The sequence below is a fragment of the Marinobacter sp. UBA5687 genome, assembly GCF_002420325.1.
Lineage (GTDB): Bacteria > Pseudomonadota > Gammaproteobacteria > Pseudomonadales > Oleiphilaceae > Marinobacter > Marinobacter nauticus.
In genome coordinates, this window is the sequence record NZ_DIHV01000102.1 from 1 (window position 1) to 18,088 (window position 18,088).

General features: G+C 57.2%; 19 protein-coding genes and 1 pseudogene. 6 read left to right on the plus strand and 14 right to left on the minus strand.

Features of this window, described 5'->3' with window-relative positions; genetic code table 11:
• The first annotated feature begins 13 nt into the window (after positions 1 to 13).
• Positions 14 to 73 carry a hypothetical protein gene (locus B3Y70_RS10640; RefSeq protein ID WP_288589775.1) on the plus strand — a complete coding sequence of 20 codons (60 nt, stop codon included), beginning with the start codon at positions 14 to 16 and terminating at the stop codon, positions 71 to 73.
• Positions 74 to 251: 178 nt separating this feature from the next.
• Here B3Y70_RS10640 and B3Y70_RS10645 read toward each other — a convergent pair whose 3' ends face one another.
• A complete protein-coding gene (locus B3Y70_RS10645; RefSeq protein WP_286715751.1) occupies positions 252 to 2,417 on the minus strand; it encodes a TonB-dependent siderophore receptor in 2,166 nt (721 codons plus the stop codon).
• Positions 2,418 to 2,630: 213 nt separating this feature from the next.
• Here B3Y70_RS10645 and B3Y70_RS10650 point away from each other — a divergent pair, with 213 nt between their 5' ends.
• A complete protein-coding gene (locus B3Y70_RS10650) occupies positions 2,631 to 3,758 on the plus strand; it encodes a PQQ-dependent sugar dehydrogenase (protein ID WP_288589770.1) in 1,128 nt (375 codons plus the stop codon).
• 3 nt (positions 3,759 to 3,761) lie between these two features.
• Here the strand turns inward: B3Y70_RS10650 and B3Y70_RS10655 are convergent, their stop codons facing one another.
• Together B3Y70_RS10655 and B3Y70_RS10660 are read right to left on the minus strand one after the other, a co-directional pair.
• Positions 3,762 to 4,175: a GFA family protein gene (locus B3Y70_RS10655; protein WP_226597818.1), complete on the minus strand. Its 414-nt coding sequence runs from the start codon at positions 4,173 to 4,175 to the stop codon at positions 3,762 to 3,764.
• Between the two features lie 86 nt (positions 4,176 to 4,261).
• On the minus strand, positions 4,262 to 5,029 hold the full coding sequence (locus tag B3Y70_RS10660; protein WP_153741241.1) for a glutathione S-transferase N-terminal domain-containing protein: 768 nt from the start codon (positions 5,027 to 5,029) through the stop codon (positions 4,262 to 4,264).
• Positions 5,030 to 5,278: 249 nt separating this feature from the next.
• Here B3Y70_RS10660 and dacB point away from each other — a divergent pair, with 249 nt between their 5' ends.
• Positions 5,279 to 6,850: a D-alanyl-D-alanine carboxypeptidase/D-alanyl-D-alanine endopeptidase gene (dacB, locus tag B3Y70_RS10665; protein WP_286893813.1), complete on the plus strand. Its 1,572-nt coding sequence runs from the start codon at positions 5,279 to 5,281 to the stop codon at positions 6,848 to 6,850.
• Positions 6,851 to 6,924: 74 nt separating this feature from the next.
• On the opposite strand, the gene B3Y70_RS10670 is transcribed toward dacB, so the two are convergent.
• Both B3Y70_RS10670 and B3Y70_RS10675 read right to left on the minus strand, forming a co-directional pair.
• On the minus strand, positions 6,925 to 7,062 hold the full coding sequence (locus B3Y70_RS10670) for a fasciclin domain-containing protein (RefSeq protein ID WP_226597815.1): 138 nt from the start codon (positions 7,060 to 7,062) through the stop codon (positions 6,925 to 6,927).
• A gap of 250 nt (positions 7,063 to 7,312) precedes the next feature.
• Positions 7,313 to 7,573 (minus strand): DUF2798 domain-containing protein, encoded by a 261-nt coding sequence (locus tag B3Y70_RS10675; RefSeq protein ID WP_273030301.1) that lies wholly within the window; start codon positions 7,571 to 7,573, stop codon positions 7,313 to 7,315.
• A gap of 154 nt (positions 7,574 to 7,727) precedes the next feature.
• Between B3Y70_RS10675 and B3Y70_RS10680 the strand changes: the two genes are divergently transcribed.
• Positions 7,728 to 8,594, plus strand: coding sequence for a DUF6279 family lipoprotein (locus B3Y70_RS10680; protein ID WP_286893817.1), 867 nt, complete (start codon positions 7,728 to 7,730; stop codon positions 8,592 to 8,594).
• 72 nt (positions 8,595 to 8,666) lie between these two features.
• On the opposite strand, the gene B3Y70_RS10685 is transcribed toward B3Y70_RS10680, so the two are convergent.
• From B3Y70_RS10685 to B3Y70_RS10715, 7 genes and pseudogenes are all read right to left on the minus strand, one after another.
• Entirely contained in the window at positions 8,667 to 9,437 is a 771-nt protein-coding gene (locus B3Y70_RS10685) for an SDR family oxidoreductase (RefSeq protein ID WP_114433616.1), read from the minus strand.
• 14 nt (positions 9,438 to 9,451) lie between these two features.
• Positions 9,452 to 10,141 (minus strand): histidine phosphatase family protein, encoded by a 690-nt coding sequence (locus B3Y70_RS10690; RefSeq protein WP_014420800.1) that lies wholly within the window; start codon positions 10,139 to 10,141, stop codon positions 9,452 to 9,454.
• Positions 10,141 to 11,205 (minus strand): phosphotransferase family protein, encoded by a 1,065-nt coding sequence (locus B3Y70_RS10695; protein ID WP_273030307.1) that lies wholly within the window; start codon positions 11,203 to 11,205, stop codon positions 10,141 to 10,143. The genes B3Y70_RS10690 and B3Y70_RS10695 overlap by 1 nt, the downstream gene beginning before the upstream one ends.
• 21 nt (positions 11,206 to 11,226) lie before the next feature.
• Entirely contained in the window at positions 11,227 to 12,048 is an 822-nt protein-coding gene (locus tag B3Y70_RS10700; RefSeq protein ID WP_273030309.1) for an SDR family oxidoreductase, read from the minus strand.
• Between the two features lie 250 nt (positions 12,049 to 12,298).
• Positions 12,299 to 12,541, minus strand: a pseudogene (locus tag B3Y70_RS10705) (phosphotransferase family protein); the annotation flags it as partial.
• A 21-nt stretch (positions 12,542 to 12,562) separates the two neighbouring features.
• Positions 12,563 to 13,384 (minus strand): SDR family oxidoreductase, encoded by an 822-nt coding sequence (locus tag B3Y70_RS10710; protein ID WP_288589772.1) that lies wholly within the window; start codon positions 13,382 to 13,384, stop codon positions 12,563 to 12,565.
• A gap of 374 nt (positions 13,385 to 13,758) precedes the next feature.
• On the minus strand, positions 13,759 to 14,970 hold the full coding sequence (locus B3Y70_RS10715; protein WP_273030312.1) for an acyl-CoA dehydrogenase family protein: 1,212 nt from the start codon (positions 14,968 to 14,970) through the stop codon (positions 13,759 to 13,761).
• A 145-nt stretch (positions 14,971 to 15,115) separates the two neighbouring features.
• Between B3Y70_RS10715 and B3Y70_RS10720 the strand changes: the two genes are divergently transcribed.
• Complete coding sequence (locus B3Y70_RS10720; protein WP_113879897.1) at positions 15,116 to 16,018, plus strand: LysR family transcriptional regulator; 903 nt, start codon at positions 15,116 to 15,118, stop codon at positions 16,016 to 16,018.
• On the opposite strand, the gene B3Y70_RS10725 is transcribed toward B3Y70_RS10720, so the two are convergent.
• Together B3Y70_RS10725 and B3Y70_RS10730 are read right to left on the minus strand one after the other, a co-directional pair.
• Positions 16,012 to 16,368, minus strand: coding sequence for a hypothetical protein (locus tag B3Y70_RS10725; RefSeq protein WP_011785676.1), 357 nt, complete (start codon positions 16,366 to 16,368; stop codon positions 16,012 to 16,014). The genes B3Y70_RS10720 and B3Y70_RS10725 overlap by 7 nt on opposite strands.
• Before the next feature lie 23 nt (positions 16,369 to 16,391).
• The gene (locus B3Y70_RS10730; protein ID WP_273030314.1) at positions 16,392 to 17,156 is read right to left on the minus strand and encodes an EAL domain-containing protein; all 765 of its coding nucleotides are present in this window, start codon (positions 17,154 to 17,156) and stop codon (positions 16,392 to 16,394) included.
• A gap of 204 nt (positions 17,157 to 17,360) precedes the next feature.
• Here B3Y70_RS10730 and B3Y70_RS10735 point away from each other — a divergent pair.
• Positions 17,361 to 18,088, plus strand: a 728-nt coding sequence (locus B3Y70_RS10735) for an isocitrate/isopropylmalate family dehydrogenase (RefSeq protein ID WP_288589774.1), incomplete at its 3' end; no start/stop codon positions are given.

Consider the following 18,088-nt stretch of genomic DNA (forward strand, 5'->3'; position numbering starts at 1 on the left):
CCTCAAATATTTATTGCCCGGAGGTGGCTATTGCGGGACGTGTGGGATCTATCGGAAAGAGCGAATCAGCTAGCTCCAACCATCGAAGCCAGTATCACTCCCAACGCAATCAATCCTATGACGGCACCTGAACCTGCCGCCAACTTCAATCCATCCAGTATTTCCTGTTCCGGATTCATGCTCGCTCTCCTTGAGGCTTGAACGACAAAATCCGGGGCAGCCAGCGCAGCGCCGACTACCCCACCCTGTGATTAATACACCCAGGAAACGGTCAGGCTGGCATTGGCCGGCTCACCGTAGAAACCTTGGGCCCACTGCAAACTTTCGAGATATTTCTCATCGGTGACGTTGTTCACGTTCAAGGTCGCATTCCAGTGTCGGGCAAAGTCATAGCTGGCCATCAGATCCAGCACGGCGTAACTATCCTGCCTGGTAACGATGGTCTCACCTGCATTTGGCCCTGTGGTAGCAACGCCCTGCTCCTTTGTGATTTCAGACTGCCAGCGGATCTTGCCTCCCAGTTTCAGCCCCTCAAGACCCAACACTTGCCAGGTGCCTCGAAGTTGCGCCATATGCTCAGGTACAAACAACCTTGCTCCGCCACCATCCTTATCTTCAATATCCACGTAGGTGTAGCCAAAGAACACCTGAACACGGTCAGTCACATCCCCTACCACTTCAGCCTCGACACCTCGACTGGTCAAACCATCCACAGCGGTGTAGTAAGAATCGGCGCCGACCGGGAACGTGCCCGCCTCCTCTGCCACATTCTTCTGCTCCGTCTGGAATAGTGCCAGGGTGGTGTTTACCCGATCATCCTGAAACTCACTTTTCAGGCCCAGCTCATAGTTGACCCCGTCAATAGGATCCAGTCGATCACGATTGATGTCCACCTCAGTCTGGGGAGTGAAAATCTCGGTATAGCTGGCGTAGACCGAGTGATCGTCATTGATGTCGTAGATCAGACCTGCGTATGGTGTTTCTACGGCATCGTAGCTGCTTTCCTTGGTCGCTCCGTAGCTTTCGCCCTTGTTATCCAGCCAGGTCAGACGGAGCCCTGTAATGGCGGTGAGTTGATCGGTCAGCGACCAGCGAGCGGCAGCATAGGTGGACGTTTCGCGGTCAGTCCAGTCAGAGCCGTCAACACCATTATCAAAAGCTGGCTTGGGGTAGTTGCCATCCCACTCATTCAGCGGTGGCAATGGATTCCCGATACCGCGGCCATAGCGGGACTCGTCCACCGTCTCTGAGCGAGACCAGGATGCGCCCAACACCAACTCATGAGTACGACCAGCCAGCTGGAACGGACCGGTAGCGTATGCATCTACTACCCACTGCTCTACATCCAAATCGTATTGGCTGGGATAAGCTTTAAGCCCCTCTCCTGTTTGGCGATCTGGCGTACCATACTGGTAAAAGAGCTCGGACTCGCTTTCGTTCTCCAAACGGAACACCGTGCCCGTGGCTCTCCAGCCGCCGGCAAGCTCCTGGCGCAATTCAACAAAGCTGTTGTGCTGGGTGTTGTCCCAGTAGGACCAGTCTGAAGCCGTGCTGGTTGAACGCGCAAAATCCGTCGCTGAGCCATCGGAGTAGAACAGAGGCAGCGCACCCCACAACGGACTGTCTGTATCAGACGTCTGAATGGCGTGGCCAAGAGTTAGCAACGTGGTATCGGTCAGGTCTGCTTCCAGCACCCCGTAGAACATCTGCTTTTCGTTGTTATACCGGTCAAGGTAGGAGCCTTTGTCCTCATAACCGGCAACCACCCGGCCGCGCACCGCACCGGATTCAGACACGGCACCGGAAACATCACCGACAATCCGTTTTTTGTCCCAGGAACCACCAGTCACCGCAACCGAGGCATTGGTGTCAGCGGTTGGGCGCTTGCGGATAAAGTTGACTGTCGCGGCCGGGCTGCCGGAACCGGTCATCAAACCGTTGGCGCCCCGAACCACCTCCACGCGATCAAAGAAGGCGGTGTCCAGCTCACCCTGAACGTTGTCATATACCGCCGGCATGCCAACACCGTCGTACTGGAAGTTGTTGATATCGAAACCACGTGAGGTGTAGTACGTGCGGTCTGTTTCCACCGACTCTACGGTGACACCGGTGGTGCCTTCCAGAACATCGTTGATGTCGTTCTGGGCGAAATCGTCCATCTGTTCGCGGGTAATGACCGTGACGGCCTGGGGGACCTCCCGGTGTGACAGCTCCATCTTCATGGAGGTTGTGCTGGCTCCGCTAATGTAACTCTCCGTCGCTTCCGAGGCCACCTGGCCACGGCTTGCGGTAACATCCAGGGCTTCCAATGCCTTCGGTTCGCTGCCCTGCGCTGCTGCCAGTCCTGGCAGAGTCGCACACATCATGGCAGTGATCAGGGTTTTTCTTCTAAATCGGGGCTCCGGATTCAGAGACATCTAACGGCTCCTTGGTTGATTAAGACCGTGTCATTTTTAAACCCCGCCATGTTAATGCGAATGGTTTAGATTTGAAACACCAAATGCAAATGATCTGGGATTATCACGAAACTCTATATCTCCAGAGGCTCGCATCGGCCGCAATACCACGACCTGCTATGGTTATTGCAGGTGCTGAAGATCTCTAAAAACAGCAGAGAGGCGGAGACGGATATGTTCAAGCGCAAATTCTGGAAGTGGAGCCTGGCCAGCTTACTGGTCTCGGCAGCCCTGGCCACACAGGCAAACCAGACCTTTCAATCCGAAAAGGCAGACTTTCATCTGGAAACCGTAGCCGCGGGGCTGGAACACCCCTGGGCCATCGCTTTTCTGCCCGACGGGTCTGCACTGATTACTGAAAGGGAGGGCCGTTTACGAATTCTGGAGGATGGGCAACTTCGACGTGAACCAGTCAAAGGCCTGCCGGAGCTAGTCGTTTCGGGCCAGGGTGGCCTGCTGGATGTACTGCTGCATCCGGATTTCGAGGCTAACCGGCTGTTGTTCCTTAGCTACGCTCACCGTAATCGCGAGGGCATGACCACCCGGGTTGCCCGGGCGACTCTGGCTGACAACTCTTTGCAAGATGTCGAGGTGATCTTCGAGGCTCTTCCCCGTTCAAACACCAGCCGGCACTTCGCGGGCCGGATGCAGTTTGATCGCGACGGCAATCTATACATCTCAGTCGGTGACCGGGGTGAAATGGATCGTGCCCAGGATACCGCGGACGATGCCGGCGGCGTTCACAGAATCACCATCAGCGGTGAGCCGGCAGAGGACAACCCTTTTGCCGATCGAAGCGGCTTCAACGCGTCTTTCTTCACCTATGGCAACCGCAACATTCAGGGTATGACCCGGCACCCACAAACCGGTGAGATCTGGAGCCATGAACATGGCCCCCGGGGCGGCGATGAGGTCAATATCCTTCGCTTGGGTAATAACTATGGCTGGCCCAAGGTCACCTACGGCATTGACTACTCGGGCCTGCCGATCTCCAGTCGTACCACGATGGAAGGCATCACGGAACCACTGCATTACTGGGACCCATCCATTGCGCCCTCTGGCATGGCGTTCTACACCGGAGATCTGTTCCCACAGTGGCAGGGCGATCTGTTTGTCGGCGCCCTGAAGCTTCAGAAACTGGTGCGGTTGTCCCTGGACGGAGAAAAAGTTATCGAGGAGGAAGATCTGCTCACCGACCTGGGTGAACGTATCCGCGATGTGCGTATGGGGCCAGACGGCGCACTCTGGCTGCTGACCGACTCCGATAACGGCAAGGTATACCGGATAGTGCCGGCGGATTGAGGCTCAGTGCGGGTCGTTGGTTCTTTCGGTTTTTTCGAACTGCGGAAGGTTGTCGGTGATCTCGAACCAGTCGGATTTCGACCCCACATAAACGTGCTGGGCCGCCTGTTTTCCCAGCGGCTCATTGATCACACCAATTCGCAGCCGGAGGATGCCCGGAATAGCGTCGACCCGGCTGTAAAGAGGGCTTCCACAACGGCTACAGAAGGCCCGGTATTTGCCAGGTCGGGATTCAAATTCGGTGATCCGGTCCTCACCGGCCGTAAACCGGAACCGGACAGCCTGAACCGGCGCACTGGCTGAAAAGGCGCTGCCATGATTGCGGCGGCACTGGCTGCAGTGGCACAGCGCCACGGGCCCTATTGGGCCATCGTATTCAAACTGGATATCGCCACAAAGGCACTGGCCGGTATACATAACGCTCCTGACTCCGCGAAGACTCACTGTTCGCGCAGATGATACCGGCTGGCAGTCGGATTAGCAGCCCCGGTTCCGCAAACTCGTTACCCGTAATTTTTTTCCAGATAAGCAAGAATGCGAGCCGATTCAAACAACGCTTCCCCGCTATTGGGATCTTCCAGATAGGGCACCTGCACCCGGCCATGTTGCTGGAAAAACGCGTCCCGCTTGCCGCCAGGAATGGGCCGATACGGACCGGGTTTGATGCGCTGTCGGGCAGGTCCGACTTCGGTCCAGTGTTCCTTGCCCAGATTATGCAAGGTGTACGGAATCTCGTTTTCGCAGAGTCGTTCCCGAATCAGGCGCGAGAACGGGCTGCCCTCGAAACTCCACAAGTGAAGCCCCTGCTCAGGCCGCCGGGCTGGCCGCGCCCGCATCCCGCGAAGCTCACTGGCCCCGGAGCCTGCAGCGCCGAGTGCCGGTTGCCAGGGACGGCCCTGGTAGTAGCGAGGCACGGAACGATGCGCATACTGGCGGAACAGATACTCGATAATCGCCTCGGATTCATACAGCACTTCGCCGGTGTTCTGGTCATGCAGCAGGGGAAACTGCTGCTTGCCCCCCAGGGTCTCGGCTTCCGGGCGGAATACCCGACCACCCTTCGGGCAGGGTCGAATCTCAACGTCCAGATGCAATGCCGTCAGCACCTCACGAACACGGCGGCAGTATGGACAGGCTTCAATGTCATAGAGAACCAGCGGCTTCTCAGGCTGCGGAACAGCCTTGATAACCAGGCACCCGCGCCAGGCTGCAAAAGAAGAAGTGGCAACCGACTCCAGCACATTCACCTGATGCTTCAGCGTTTTTAACATGATCGTTCCCTTGTTTTCGTCATTTTCTCCATTGTCCCACAGGAGAATCTGTGCCCATTGGCCCGCAGGCCCCTGTGCCGGCGTCATACTAACTCACTGATTCTTCAGGCCACTTACTCGATGTCACAAAAACTCAATATAAACAAAGACTCTACTGCCATTTTTTAACGTCATGTATAGCTTTTCTGCATAGTACATACGCAAAGAATGGGCTATTGTACAAAGAGAACACAACAACGGATTCCGGTCATGAATACTCAGGGGTTGCAGGCGGGCAAAAGCCTTGCCACAGGCAGATTTGCGTCAGGAGCAGTGGCGCTGGCCATCGTGTTGGCCAGCGCCCCGCTCGGCCAGGCTCTCGCTCAAGAGCAGACCTCTGCGGAGGAGGCTTTTGCCAGCTCCCGTCACTGGGCCAGCCAGATCCGAAGTTACGCCAGCAAATCCCTGAACAGTGATGAAGCCCTGAGTGTTGCCGCCATTCCCCTGAACGGCCCTGGCATTGAGCAGTATGTAAACGCTGACACACTGATGAGCCCGGGCTCCATCATGAAGCTGGTAACCACCTATGCCGCCCTGGAACTCCTGGGCCCTACCCACCACTGGAAGACCGATTTCCTTACAGACGGCATGATGGTGGGCGACAGCCTGAAAGGAAATCTCTACGTACGCTTCGGTGGCGACCCCAAACTGACCCTGGAACGGCTCTGGAGCACCCTGCGTGAACTCAAGAGCATGGGCATCAACCGTATTGAAGGAGACCTGGTCCTGGATGGCAGCTATTTCCGGGTCGACGGCGGCTTCCCTGCGTTCGAGGATAACGGCGACAACCCCCACGCGCCCTTTCTGGTGGAACCCTCCGGCTACCTGACCAACCTGAATCTGCTGCATTTTCAGGTGCGCGCCGATGAGCGTGGTACACAGGCCTGGACAACCCCGGATCTGGGCGAAGTCTCCATTGATAACCGGGTAACCGCATTACCGGAAGGTCCCTGCCCTGCCCGCAGCCGGTTTGATTGGGAACCGGTATTTCATGAAAACCATCAAGTAACGGTTCGGGTAACCGGACAGTTACCGCAAGGCTGCCGCAGCACCACCTATCTGTCTCTGCTGCCGCAGAAACGGTACTCTGCTTCCGTGATTCGTTCTGTGCTATCGGAAATGGGCATTATTGTCAGTGGTGGCGACCGCTTTGAGGGCACACCGGAAGACGCACGGCTGATCATGCGCACCACCTCACCAGATCTGGTTTCCATGGTGCGAGACATCAACAAGTGGAGCAGCAACGTCATGGCCCGCCAGATGCTGCTGACCATTGGCGCCGAGTTCCGCAAGGAAGATGACAAAGACGACCGGGTAGCCGGTATCCGAACGGTGTACGAATGGCTGGAGAATAAGGGCATCAACACCGCAGGCATGGTGATTGACAATGGCGCCGGGCTCACCCGCCATGGTCGCATCACGGCCCGGCAAGGCGCCCAGATACTGCAACAGGCCTGGGACAGCCCCTACGCCTCTGACCTGATGGCCTCAATGCCCATTATCGCCATGGACGGAACCATGGCGCGCCGGCTTCGCAACACCGGCATGGATGGCGAAGGCCGAATCAAAACCGGTTATCTTGAGAATGTTCGCTCAATCGCGGGGTTCACCCGGGACGATAACAACACCACCTGGGCCATTGTCGGTATGGTGAACAACGACCCGGCCTGGAACGGTCAGGCGGTTCTGGATCGGGTACTCTACTCTCTGCATTTCCGGCCTCCCGTGGGCATGACCTTATCCCGGTCTGCCGACGAAAATCCTGCGTCTTCGATTCAGTAAGTCAATATAAAAAGGCCGGCTGCAGCAGCCGGCCAGGCACTCATGCTTTATACAAAGAAAGCGTGTTTCGTCTGTCAGTCGACTGTAAAAATTACCTCGTCGATCACATGAATCACGCCGTTAGACGCCTCAACATCAGCTTCGACGACGGTACTGCCCTCGATAACCAGAGCGTTGTCCTGTATATCAACGTTCAAGTTGTTGCTGGCCAATGTTGTTACAGTTCCGCGATGGACGGATCGGCTTCAAGAACTGCAGCTTCCAGAATCGTCGTGTTTTCATTCTCAACAGCGATTTCCAAAATTCTTTGCGTTGCAGCATCAGTAGTGCCGTTATCATCGTCATCAAGCCAACAACCGGATAGCATGACACTGCCCGCTAAAACCATCGGTAAAGCGTATTTACAGTTTTTACATTACAGCGAACAATTGTAAGGTTAACTACAGCGATACAATGGCTTTATCAGTCTGACCGGCGTTCTTTGGAAAACAATCGGGCCATGGTCCAGTCCGCCATTTTGCCTGCCATTGGTGCGATAAAGCTGACCAGCGGGAAGGCCACTGTCCAGGCCACCACAAATGCTGCGCCCCAGCGATGGAAATACCCCTCGGTCAGGCCGGTGTTGATCAGGGTGATAATCCCGGACATCAATAGCGACATGATGCCGGACATGTAAAAGGCAAAAACAAACTGGCGCACACGCGTTTGCTTGTAACTGGACATGTTTTCCTTCCCGGTTTTAACGTATGGAACACTGCCGAATCCATTCAGGCGACCGCAGCGTAGGAGAAAAGACGCGGCCACCGATGCTGGATCGCAACATCTTAGTGAGCATGCAACATTTTTCCATACGGCTTTTTACCAAGGAGCACAGGTAATGGATGACCCAACGCCCGGAACATGCCGCGCCCGCTGGATCGTCGGGCTGGTGTTGCTGATGTTTTTAGCGGGCTGCAGTCAGACGCGCCTGGCCTACCGCTACGCCGACTGGGGCGTCGTCTGGTGGGTGGAGGATTACATCAGCCTGACCGGTGAACAGGAAGCTCAGTTGAGTCAGGATCTGGAAGCGCTCAGACAATGGCATTGCTCTGCAGAGTTGCCCCGTTACCAGCAATGGTTGACAGTCCTCAAATCAGATCTGGCGGAAGGGACGCCGAGCGAGGCCACGGTTCTGTTCCACCAGGAACAACTCATGGACTTCTTACCCGAATTGTTGGAACGGGCCACTCCGGTAGCCGTCAATCTGCTGTCTTCTCTATCGGATGAGCAGGTAGCGCAACTAGCCGACAACATGGCGGAGAAGCAGCAGGAGCTGGAGCAGGAAATGCTGGAGGGAACACCCGCTCAAACCGCACAGGCACGTTCTGAACGGACTATTGAGCGTATTGAACGATGGCTTGGCGAACTGAATCAGCAACAGCGGGCCATCGTCGAAAGCTGGTCAGCGGATCGTGGCCGGCAAACGGAAATCTGGTTAACAGGGCGGAGAAACTGGCAATTGGCATTGCTCGACACGCTGGAGAGACGACGCCAGTCCGGCTTTGCTGAACAGGTGAACGAGTTGCTGGTTCACTCAGAGCGCGCCAGAGGAGCGGAATACCAGGCGATGCTGGCCGAAAGCCGGGTGGCGATGGCCGGCTTGATGCACGATCTTCTGCAGGCTGGAGATACCCGGCATCAGGATCACCTGCTGGCCAGGGCCAGTGAGCTGAAAGGAGATTTTGCAGCGCTGACCTGCAGCTAGACACGGATCGCGATACCAAAAAAGGGCCGGATGAACCCGTATCATCCGGCCCTTTTTGCGTCTCGATCTGTGTCAGACCGTCAGGTAACCACCATCCGCATTAATGCAGGCTCCTGTGGTATAGCTGGAAGCGTCAGACACCAGGTACAGCACAGTACCCGCCATCTCATCGGGTTCCGCCACACGCTTCATCGGGATGTGGGCCATGGCCTGCTTCTTGATGGCCTCATTGGTGGTCAGGGCGCTGGCAAATTTGGTATCGGTCAGGCCCGGCAACAAGGCATTCACCCGCACATTCTGCTGGCCCAGCTCCATGGCGAAAGATTTGGTCATGGAAATCACTGCTGCCTTGGTCACCGAATAGATGCCCTGGAAGTGGCCGGGGTTTACGCCGTTAACCGAAGCCACGTTCACAATGGAACCACCACCGTTCTTTTTCATCAGCTGAGCGCCACGGGCGCACATGAAGAAGTAACCACGGATGTTCACGTCTACGGTTTTGTGGAAAGCACCCAGGTCGGTGTCTTCCACCGGACCGAAGTATGGGTTGGCGGCTGCGTTGTTCACCAGGATATCCAGTTTGCCGTGCGCTTTGGCGATGTGCTCCCACACCGCTTCAATCTGGTCCATCTCGCCAATATGGCAGGCGAAAGCTTCGGCGCTGCCGCCGTCTTCACGGATGCTGCTGGCCACGGCCTCACAACCGTCAATCTTGCGGCTACTGACAATCACGTGAGCACCGTAATGAGCCAGCGTGCGGGCGATGCTCTCGCCGATACCGCGGCTGGCGCCAGTTACCAGGGCGACTTTGCCAGTCAGGTCGAACAGGTTTTTGTTGCTCATGGAATTCCCTCAGCTTATCGGAATGTCACCAGGGCGGGGTCTTCCGCTTCCAGGTGGCTATAGTTGTTGAATACGGCCAGGCTGCGCCGGGGGCCGGAATACAGAATGCGGGACACGCTGGTGTTGGCAATCACATTGTTCATCTCCAGCGCCTTGCGGTCTGACAGTTCAAGCAGGCGCTGGGCAATGACCGCAATGGGGCCGCCAGAGGTGGACACAATCACATCGGCACCATCGGCCAGTTCAATCAGCTGATCCAGTGCATGGCCAACCCGCTGCCGGAATCCGTTCCAGGTTTCGCTGTATTCCTGGTCGAACTCGCCACTCACCCAGCGGGTCACCGCCTTCTCGAAAGCCTGCTGGAAGGCTCTTGCAGGTTTGGGAAAGCTGGCGAGGTCTCGCGCCATTACCTGTTTATCCGCCCATTCCGGGCGCAGGCGCTCCACCACTTCCAGATGATCAAACTCGTTCAGGCCTTCCAGCACCTGCATATCCGGCAGGCTGACACCGTAACCGGTAGTGATCGCCTCCACAGTTTCCCGATGGCGCTGCAGGTTACCGCCAAAAACAGCACCCGGCTCCACCTTGCCCGCCAGCCAGCGGCCCAGAATCCTGCCCTGCTCCCAGCCTCGCGGCGAGAGCTGGTCGTAGTTTTCCTTGCCGAAACTGGCCTGACCGTGGCGCACCAGATAAATCGTGGCCATTACAGGGTGCTCTCGCTAATCAGGCGCTGGCACCTTTTCTCCAGATAGTTGGCGGCGTGGCCAAAGGCGGCGAAACGCTTGTCTTTGGTCTGGCCGTGATAAAAGCGGTAGTAGATTTGCTGGATGATCACCGCCAGGCGGAACAGTCCGTAAATTTCATAAAAGTCGAACTTTTCCGTCCGGAAGCCGGATTTCTCCATGTAGTAGTCCACCACTTCTTTACGAGTCAGCATGCCCGGCCGGTGCGTGGGCTGACGCCGCAGCATCTGGAACGGGCCTTCATCGTCGGCTTCGATCCAATAGGCCAGACTGTTGCCCAGGTCCATCAGCGGATCACCAATAGTGGCCATTTCCCAATCCAGCACGCCAATCACTTCAAACGGGTTGTCCGGGTTCAGCACCACATTGTCGAAACGGTAGTCGTTGTGAATAACCACCTGAGCGATGTCATCCGGCATCTTATCGTTCAGCCAGACCATGACGTCTTCGAAGTCACCGACATCGTCGGTACGGGCCTTGCGGAAGCGGTCGCTCCAGCCGCCAATCTGCCGCTGCACGTAACCCGCACCCTTGCCCAGCTTGTCCAGGCCTGCGGCCTTGGCGTCCACTGTATGCAGATCCACCAGCTTGTCGATCACGTTCAGGCACAGTTTGCGAGTGTCTTCGGCGCTCAGTTCGAAATCCCTGGGGAAGTCCTGACGCAGAATGATGCCCTTGAGCCGCTCCATCACATAGAAGTCGCAACCCAGCACGCTGTGATCGTCGCAAATAGCAACAATGTTGGGCACGTAGGGATAGGCTGGCTTCAATGCTTCCATCACCCGCGCTTCCCGCAGCATGTCGTGGGCGGACTTGGCGATCTTGCCGAACGGTGGCCGGCGCAGCACGTAGGACTGGTCGCCATAATCCACCTGATAGGTCAGGTTGGACGCACCACCGGGGTACTGCTTGATGCTCGGCTGGCCTTCCAGGCCCGGAATGGCCTGCTTCATGAACTGGTCGACGGCGCTGATATCCAGCTCTTCGCCTTCACGGATGTCTACGGCCTGGTCGATCTGTGTCATTCAATCTCTCCTGTGATGTGTTCAGGCGTTCGCCTTGCTACCCATCTTGCTCATCCAGCGCTTGGTTTCCTGATGCATCAGCCAGTCAAACGCCCAGGGTGCATGGCGCTTGAGCATCCACATACGGCGCTCTTTGGCGTGGGGCAGTACCCAGAAGTCTTTGTCTTTCACACTGCGGAAGATATCCTCGGCCACGTCTTCGGCGGTAATGCTGGAGCGCTTCATCAGCTTGTTGACGTTCTGCTGGATACCGGGAATGTCCGAACGCATGGTGCTGGTCAGATTGGTCTGGAAAAACGCCGGGCACACGCAGCTGACATGAATACCGGCATCCCGCAGCTCCTGGCTGAGAGTTTCAGACAGAGCAATGACTCCGGCCTTGGAGACATTGTAGCTGTCCATCAAGGGGGCAAGCATGAGGCCGGCCATGGAGGCTACGTTCACAAACGCGCCGGAGCCTTGTTCCTTGAACAGCGGGGTGAAGGCTTTGCAGCCACGGACAACGCCCAGTACGTTGATGTCGAGGATCCATTCCCAGTCTGCCATGGTGGTGTCTTCGATGGAGCCTGCGGAGGCGACGCCGGCGTTGTTGACGACCACGTCCACACCGCCCCATTTCTGTACCAGGTCATCACGGACTTTCTCGAAGTCGCTGAGGCGGCGTACATCACATTCAACAAAGTAGCCTTCGCCACCGGCGTTGTTCAGCTCCGCTTCAACGGCCACGCCCTGTTCCGGGTTAATGTCCCCGATGCAGACTTTCGCGCCCTCTTTGGCGTACCGCAATGCAATCGCCCGGCCCAGGCCACTGGCCCCGCCGGTTATGAATACCCTCTGTGTCATGTTCGTGCTCACCGTTTTTACGTTTGAGTTCGTTTTATATTTTGGAGTTCGCGTTCTTTTTGCTTTGGAGTAAGAGCTGCTACCGGGTAAGGCCTTCCAAAACACGCTCCTTCGGCACGTCCATGTGACGCTTGAGCTCCGCCATCCATGGCTCCGCACAGTTTTGGAAGGCCTTACCCGGCATCAGCTCCCATACTCTCTAGTCAGCTGTTCAAAAAACCAAATCTAGCTGGCACATCCTTAATGCCTCACGGCATTCCCGCAGCATGTCGTGGGCAGACTTGGCAATCTTGCCGAACGGCGGCCGGCGCAGCACGTAGGACTGGTCGCCGTAATCCACCTGATAGGTCAGGTTGGACGCACCGCCCGGGTACTGCTTGATGCTCGGCTGGCCTTCCAGGCCCGGAATGGCCTGCTTCATGAACCGGTCAACAGCACCAACATCCAGCTCCTCGCCTTCGCGGATGTCTACGGCCTGGTCGATCTGTGTCATTCAATTTCTCCTGTGATGTGTTCAGGCGTTCGCCTTGCCACCCATCTTGCTCATCCAGCGTTTGGTTTCCTGGTGCATCAGCCAGTCAAACGCCCAGGGCGCATGGCGCTTGAGCACCCACATACGGCGCTCCTTGGCGTGGGGCAGCACCCAGAAATCCTTATCTTTCACACTGCGGAAAATATCCTCGGCCACGTCTTCGGCGGTAATGCTGGAGCGCTTCATCAGCTTGCTCACGTTCTGCTGGATACCGGGAATGTCCGAACGCATGGTGCTGGTCAGATTGGTCTGAAAAACCGCCGGGCACACGCAGCTGACATGAATACCGGCACCCCGAAGCTCCTGGCTGAGGGTTTCCGAAAGGGCAATCACGCCGGCTTTAGACACATTGTAGCTGTCCATCAAGGGAGCAAGCATGAGGCCGGCCATGGAGGCTACGTTCACAAACGCGCCGGAGCCTTGTTCCTTGAACAGCGGGGTGAAGGCTTTGCAGCCACGCACTACGCCCAGTACGTTGATGTCGAGGATCCATTCCCAGTCTGCCATGGTGGTGTCTTCGATGGAGCCTGCGGAGAGGACGCCGGCGTTGTTGACGACCACGTCCACACCACCCCATTTCTGCACCAGGTCATCACGGACTTTCTCGAAGTCGCTCAGGCGGCGTACATCACATTCAACAAAGTAGCCTTCGCCACCGGCGTTGTTCAGTTCCGCTTCAACGGCCACGCCCTGTTCCGGGTTGATGTCCCCGATGCAGACTTTCGCGCCCTCTTTGGCGTACCGCAATGCAATCGCCCGGCCCAGGCCACTGGCCCCGCCGGTTATAAATACCCGTTGTGTCATCGTTGTTTCTCTCCGTTATGTTTTGGAGTTCCTGTTCTTTTTTACCCCGGAGTAAGAGTTGGTACCGGAGGGGCTGTCCAAAAACCGCTACAAGCACATCCATGTGCGCTTCTCTCCGGCCATCCATGGCCTCCGACATTTTTGGACAGCCCCTCCGGTACCAACTCCCATACCACTGAGCATGCTGTTCTGACCGCCCTCTACTGAGCACGCAGGAGCCGGTGGGCCGGGGGTTCTGAAAATTTGTGGAGCCATGGATGGCGGAACACAAGCGCCACATGGATGTGCCGCCAGGAGCGCTTTTCAGAACCCCCGGGCCACCGGCGCCCACCTCCGCACTCAGAGGCTAGAGGAGTAAAACTCCCACGCCCGACTCAGGACTTGTACTTCCGAAGCTCCAACCGCGCCACCATAGCCCGATGAACTTCGTCCGGGCCATCGGCCAATCTCAGAACCCGAGCGTAGCCGAACAACGCGGTCAGCGGGAAATCATCGTCGCTGACGCCGGCACCGCCGTGAATCTGAATCGCATCGTCCACAATCTGCTGCAGCATCTTCGGCACCACTGCCTTGATCATGGAGACTTCCTGCAAGGCACCCATGATGCCCTTGGTATCCAGCGCCCAGGCGCATTTCAGGGTCAGCAGCCGTGCCTGTTCGATGTTCATTCGGGCATTGGCGATGATGTCCGGGTTGCCGCCTAGTTTGGCGATCGGGCGGCCGAAGGCTTCGCGGGTCATGGCGCGTTTGATCATGATCTCCAGGGTGCGTTCAGCGGCGCCGATGGCGCGCATGCAGTGGTGTACGCGGCCCGGGCCAAGGCGGCCCTGGGCGATTTCGAAGCCGCGGCCGGGGCCGGCGATGATGGCGCTTTTGGGCAGGCGTACGTTGTCGAACAGTACCTGGCCGTGGCCATAGGGCTCGTCGTAGGCACCGAAGACCGGCAGCATGCGCTCAACGGTGATGCCCGGGGTGTCGAGCGGCACCAGCACCATGGAGTGACGGCGATGTTTCTGGGCGTCCGGGTCGGTTACGCCCATGAAGATGCCAACTTTGCAGTCAGGGTGGCCGATGCCGGTGCTCCACCATTTTCGGCCGTTGAGCACGACTTCGTCGCCTTCAACGGTGGCGGTGGCTTCCATGTTGGTGGCGTCGGAGGAGGCCACGGCCGGTTCAGTCATGCAGAAGGCGGAGCGGATTTCGCCGCTCAGCAGTTTCGGCAGCCACTCGGCTTTCTGCTCTTCAGAGCCGTAGTGGATCAGCACTTCCATGTTGCCGGTGTCCGGCGCGTTGCAGTTGAAGATTTCCGGGGCGATGAAGCTGCGGCCGGTTTCTTCGGCAATCAGGGCGTAGTCGGAGTTCAGCAGGCCGCAGCCGTACTTGTCGTCCGGGAAGAACATGTTCCACAGGCCCTGGGCCTTGGCTTTCTCCTTCAGTTCCTTGATGATCGGCAGCACCACCCAGCGGTTTTCCTGAGAAGCAAGCTCCTTGTGATACTGCTCCTCGATGGGAAAAATCTCGTCGCGCATGAACTGTTTCACGCGCTTCAGGTAATCCTGGCCTTTCTCGGAAATGTTGAAATCCATGGTTCAGCTCCTCGCGCTGGCCGCCCTGTCGGGGGCAATGTCGATCAGATGGGAATCAGTCTAGGAGCCAACGCATTATTACGCGACTGAATTGTTCTTATCGTTTATCATTAACCATGCTTATTCAGAACAACGGAACCTCATCATGGCGCTGAATAGACCGGACCTGAACCTGCTGCATGTTTTCGACACTATCTATCGGGAAGGAAGCCTGACGCGGGCCGCAAAAGCTCTGCATCTGACCCAGCCTGCCATCAGTCATTCCCTGGCTCGGCTTCGGGATCATTTCAATGATCCGCTGTTTACCCGCCAGGGTAACCAGATGGTGCCCACCCCCCTGGCCCGACGGTTTCTGGAATCCATGCGCCCGGGGTTGAACCAGATCCAGAGTGCAGTGAATCAGTTTCACGCCTTCGACCCCGCCAGCCAGCGTAAAACCTACGCCCTCGGCCTTCGGGATGTTCTGGAATCCACCTTCCTGCCTCAACTGATTTCAAAACTCGCGCCCTATCCGGACATGGAGGTGCAGAGTCAACGGGTGGCAAGACGAGACATGGAAACGCAACTGGCCGCAGGAAAGCTGGACTTTGCCATTGACGTATTACTGCCGGTGAGCAACCAGACCAGCCATGAACTGCTGAGGCAGGACCGACTGGTGGTGTTGGCGCGAAAGGGTCACCCGGTCATCGCGCGAGGGCTGGATATGGCCAGCTATCTGGAGGCCCGGCACATTCTGGTGTCGTCACGAGCCGAGGGCCCGGGTATTGAGGATTTCGAGCTCTCCCGCCACGGCGCCCAGCGCACTATTCGCCTACGCTGCCAGCATTACTACGCGGCCTGCCGGGTGGTGGAGAGCTCAGACCTGTTACTGACGATGCCGGAAACCTACGCCCGGATCATTGCCCAGAACACCGACATCGAAGTGCTGGCGCCGCCGGTGGAGATGCCGTCGATTGATGTGCATCTATATTGGCACAAGGCCTATGAACAGGAACCGGCGCTGGTGTGGTTTCGGGACTTGCTGCGCAACCTGCAAAAGGCTCAATAGGCTCCGACCAGCATCAGAAAGCCGAAGAAGCCAGCCGCGGTAATCGCCAGAGATACCGCCACGATACCGAAGCCCCACCAGATAGCCGCACCATCGGCAATGTCGACACCATGACCGCGCAGGGTGCGATAGAACGCCCATGGGCCAAGCACGAACGCGCCCACCACGGCAAACACCAGGCCGATGGCGATTCCGGCAAAGGTCCAGGTAGCCAGTACAGTCGCGCGGTCCGAGGTCTGGTCGGTCACGCCATGATGTTGCAGAAACTTCTTGCAGAAGAACCAGACCAGGGCAAACAGGGCAGCCACAAAGACCAGGCCGCCAATCAGGGTAATCAGGCGATAGAGCACGGAAACATCCTGTTAAGAGTCAATCAGTCGGGAAACACCGGCTCCGGCAGGCATTCGAATCCCGGTTTGGCGAACAGGTAACCCTGGTACAGGGCGATCCCTTGAGAACGGAGCCAGAAGTACTCTTCCGGCGTTTCCACGCCCTCCGCCACGATTCGGCCGCCGAGCTGGCGCATCATGGTGATGATACCTGAGACCACCGCCTGCTTGTTGGGTTCCGCGTGAATGTTGCGAACCAGCCCCATATCCAGTTTCAGTAAATCGGGTGGGCTCGAGATCATCAGATTGTAGCGAGAATAACCGGCGCCGAAATCATCAATGGCCGTGCTGAACCCCATGCTCTGGTAGGCCTCGATGATGGAGGTTAGGTGATCAACCGAAGTCATCTCTTCACCTTCTACCACCTCGAAGATGATCTTTCGGGTGTCGAAATTATAGGTCTTGGCAGCCGCCAGCGTGGTACGAATGCAATACTCCGCCTGGTAGACCGCGTTGGGCATGAAGTTGATGCTCAACATGGCCTGCATATCAAGCCGCGATGCCAGTTTCACCGCCTTGACCCGGCAGATCTGGTCAAACGCGTACTGGTTCTGGCTATTCACCTTTTTCAGCACGGTCATGGCTCCTTGCCCTTCGGTTCCCCGCACCAGCGCCTCGTAAGCGAATACCGTTTTGTTTTCAGCATCCACAATGGGCTGGAAGGCAAAACTGAAGGAAAAGTCCAGGCCATTGCCGCAGGCACATTGCTCACAGTGGGATTCATCAAAAAGGACAGCAGGTCTATTCACAGAAGCTCCAGAGCGGCTCGCTCGAAATGAATTCGGGTGGAACTGTAAAAGAATCAATCACATTCAACTATAGACACCATCCGCAATCGGGTAAAACGAAAACTCGCTATACCTCCCATAGTCGGGTGGCATCTGCCGGCTGCGGGTCTACACTGGTTTTGGTGTATTTAATCAGTCAAGCCGCTCTTAAAAGGAGGTTCATGGATGGCCCAGACCACCCGTATTGCAGTAACACCCGGAGATGGTATCGGCCCGGAAGTGGTCGCGGAAGCCGTGCGATGCCTGGAGACACTGCGATCCAGGCACAGCCTGCCACTGGAATGGACCCGTTTTCCATGGCCCTCTCACGCCTGGCACGAAGAACACGGCGAATCCTGGCCCACAGATGCCCTTGAGCAGCTCAAGGCCTACGACGCCATACTGCTGGGCGCGCTCGGAGATCCGGGCCCCATGCACGACCCGGAGCGCTATCTGTTACCGGACAGCATTTCGCTCGCGCCCCTGCTGGACATGCGAAAAGGCTTTGACCAGTGGGTGTGTGAACGCCCGGCACGACTGCTCCCCGGCGCACGCCAGTACCTGAAAGATGACCGTGCCAAGGACATCGATATGCTGGTGATTCGCGAGAACAGCGAGGGTGAGTACGTCAGTCAGGGTGGCCGGCTGCGCCCGGGATCGCCCGACGAAGTGGCCACCCAGATGGAGGTGTTCACCCGCCGGGCCACTGAGCGCATTATCCGGTACGGCTTTGAACAGGCTCGTAAACGGGCCGGCGAACGTATTCAGCAAGGCCGCACCCGCAACTTCCGGACACTGGATGGCAAAACCTGCGAAAGCCAGGTATGCCTGATCACCAAACGCAATGCCCTGCGCTACTGGGGTGACATGTATACCGAAGTGTTTGAGGAAATCAGCCGGGAATTCCCGGATGT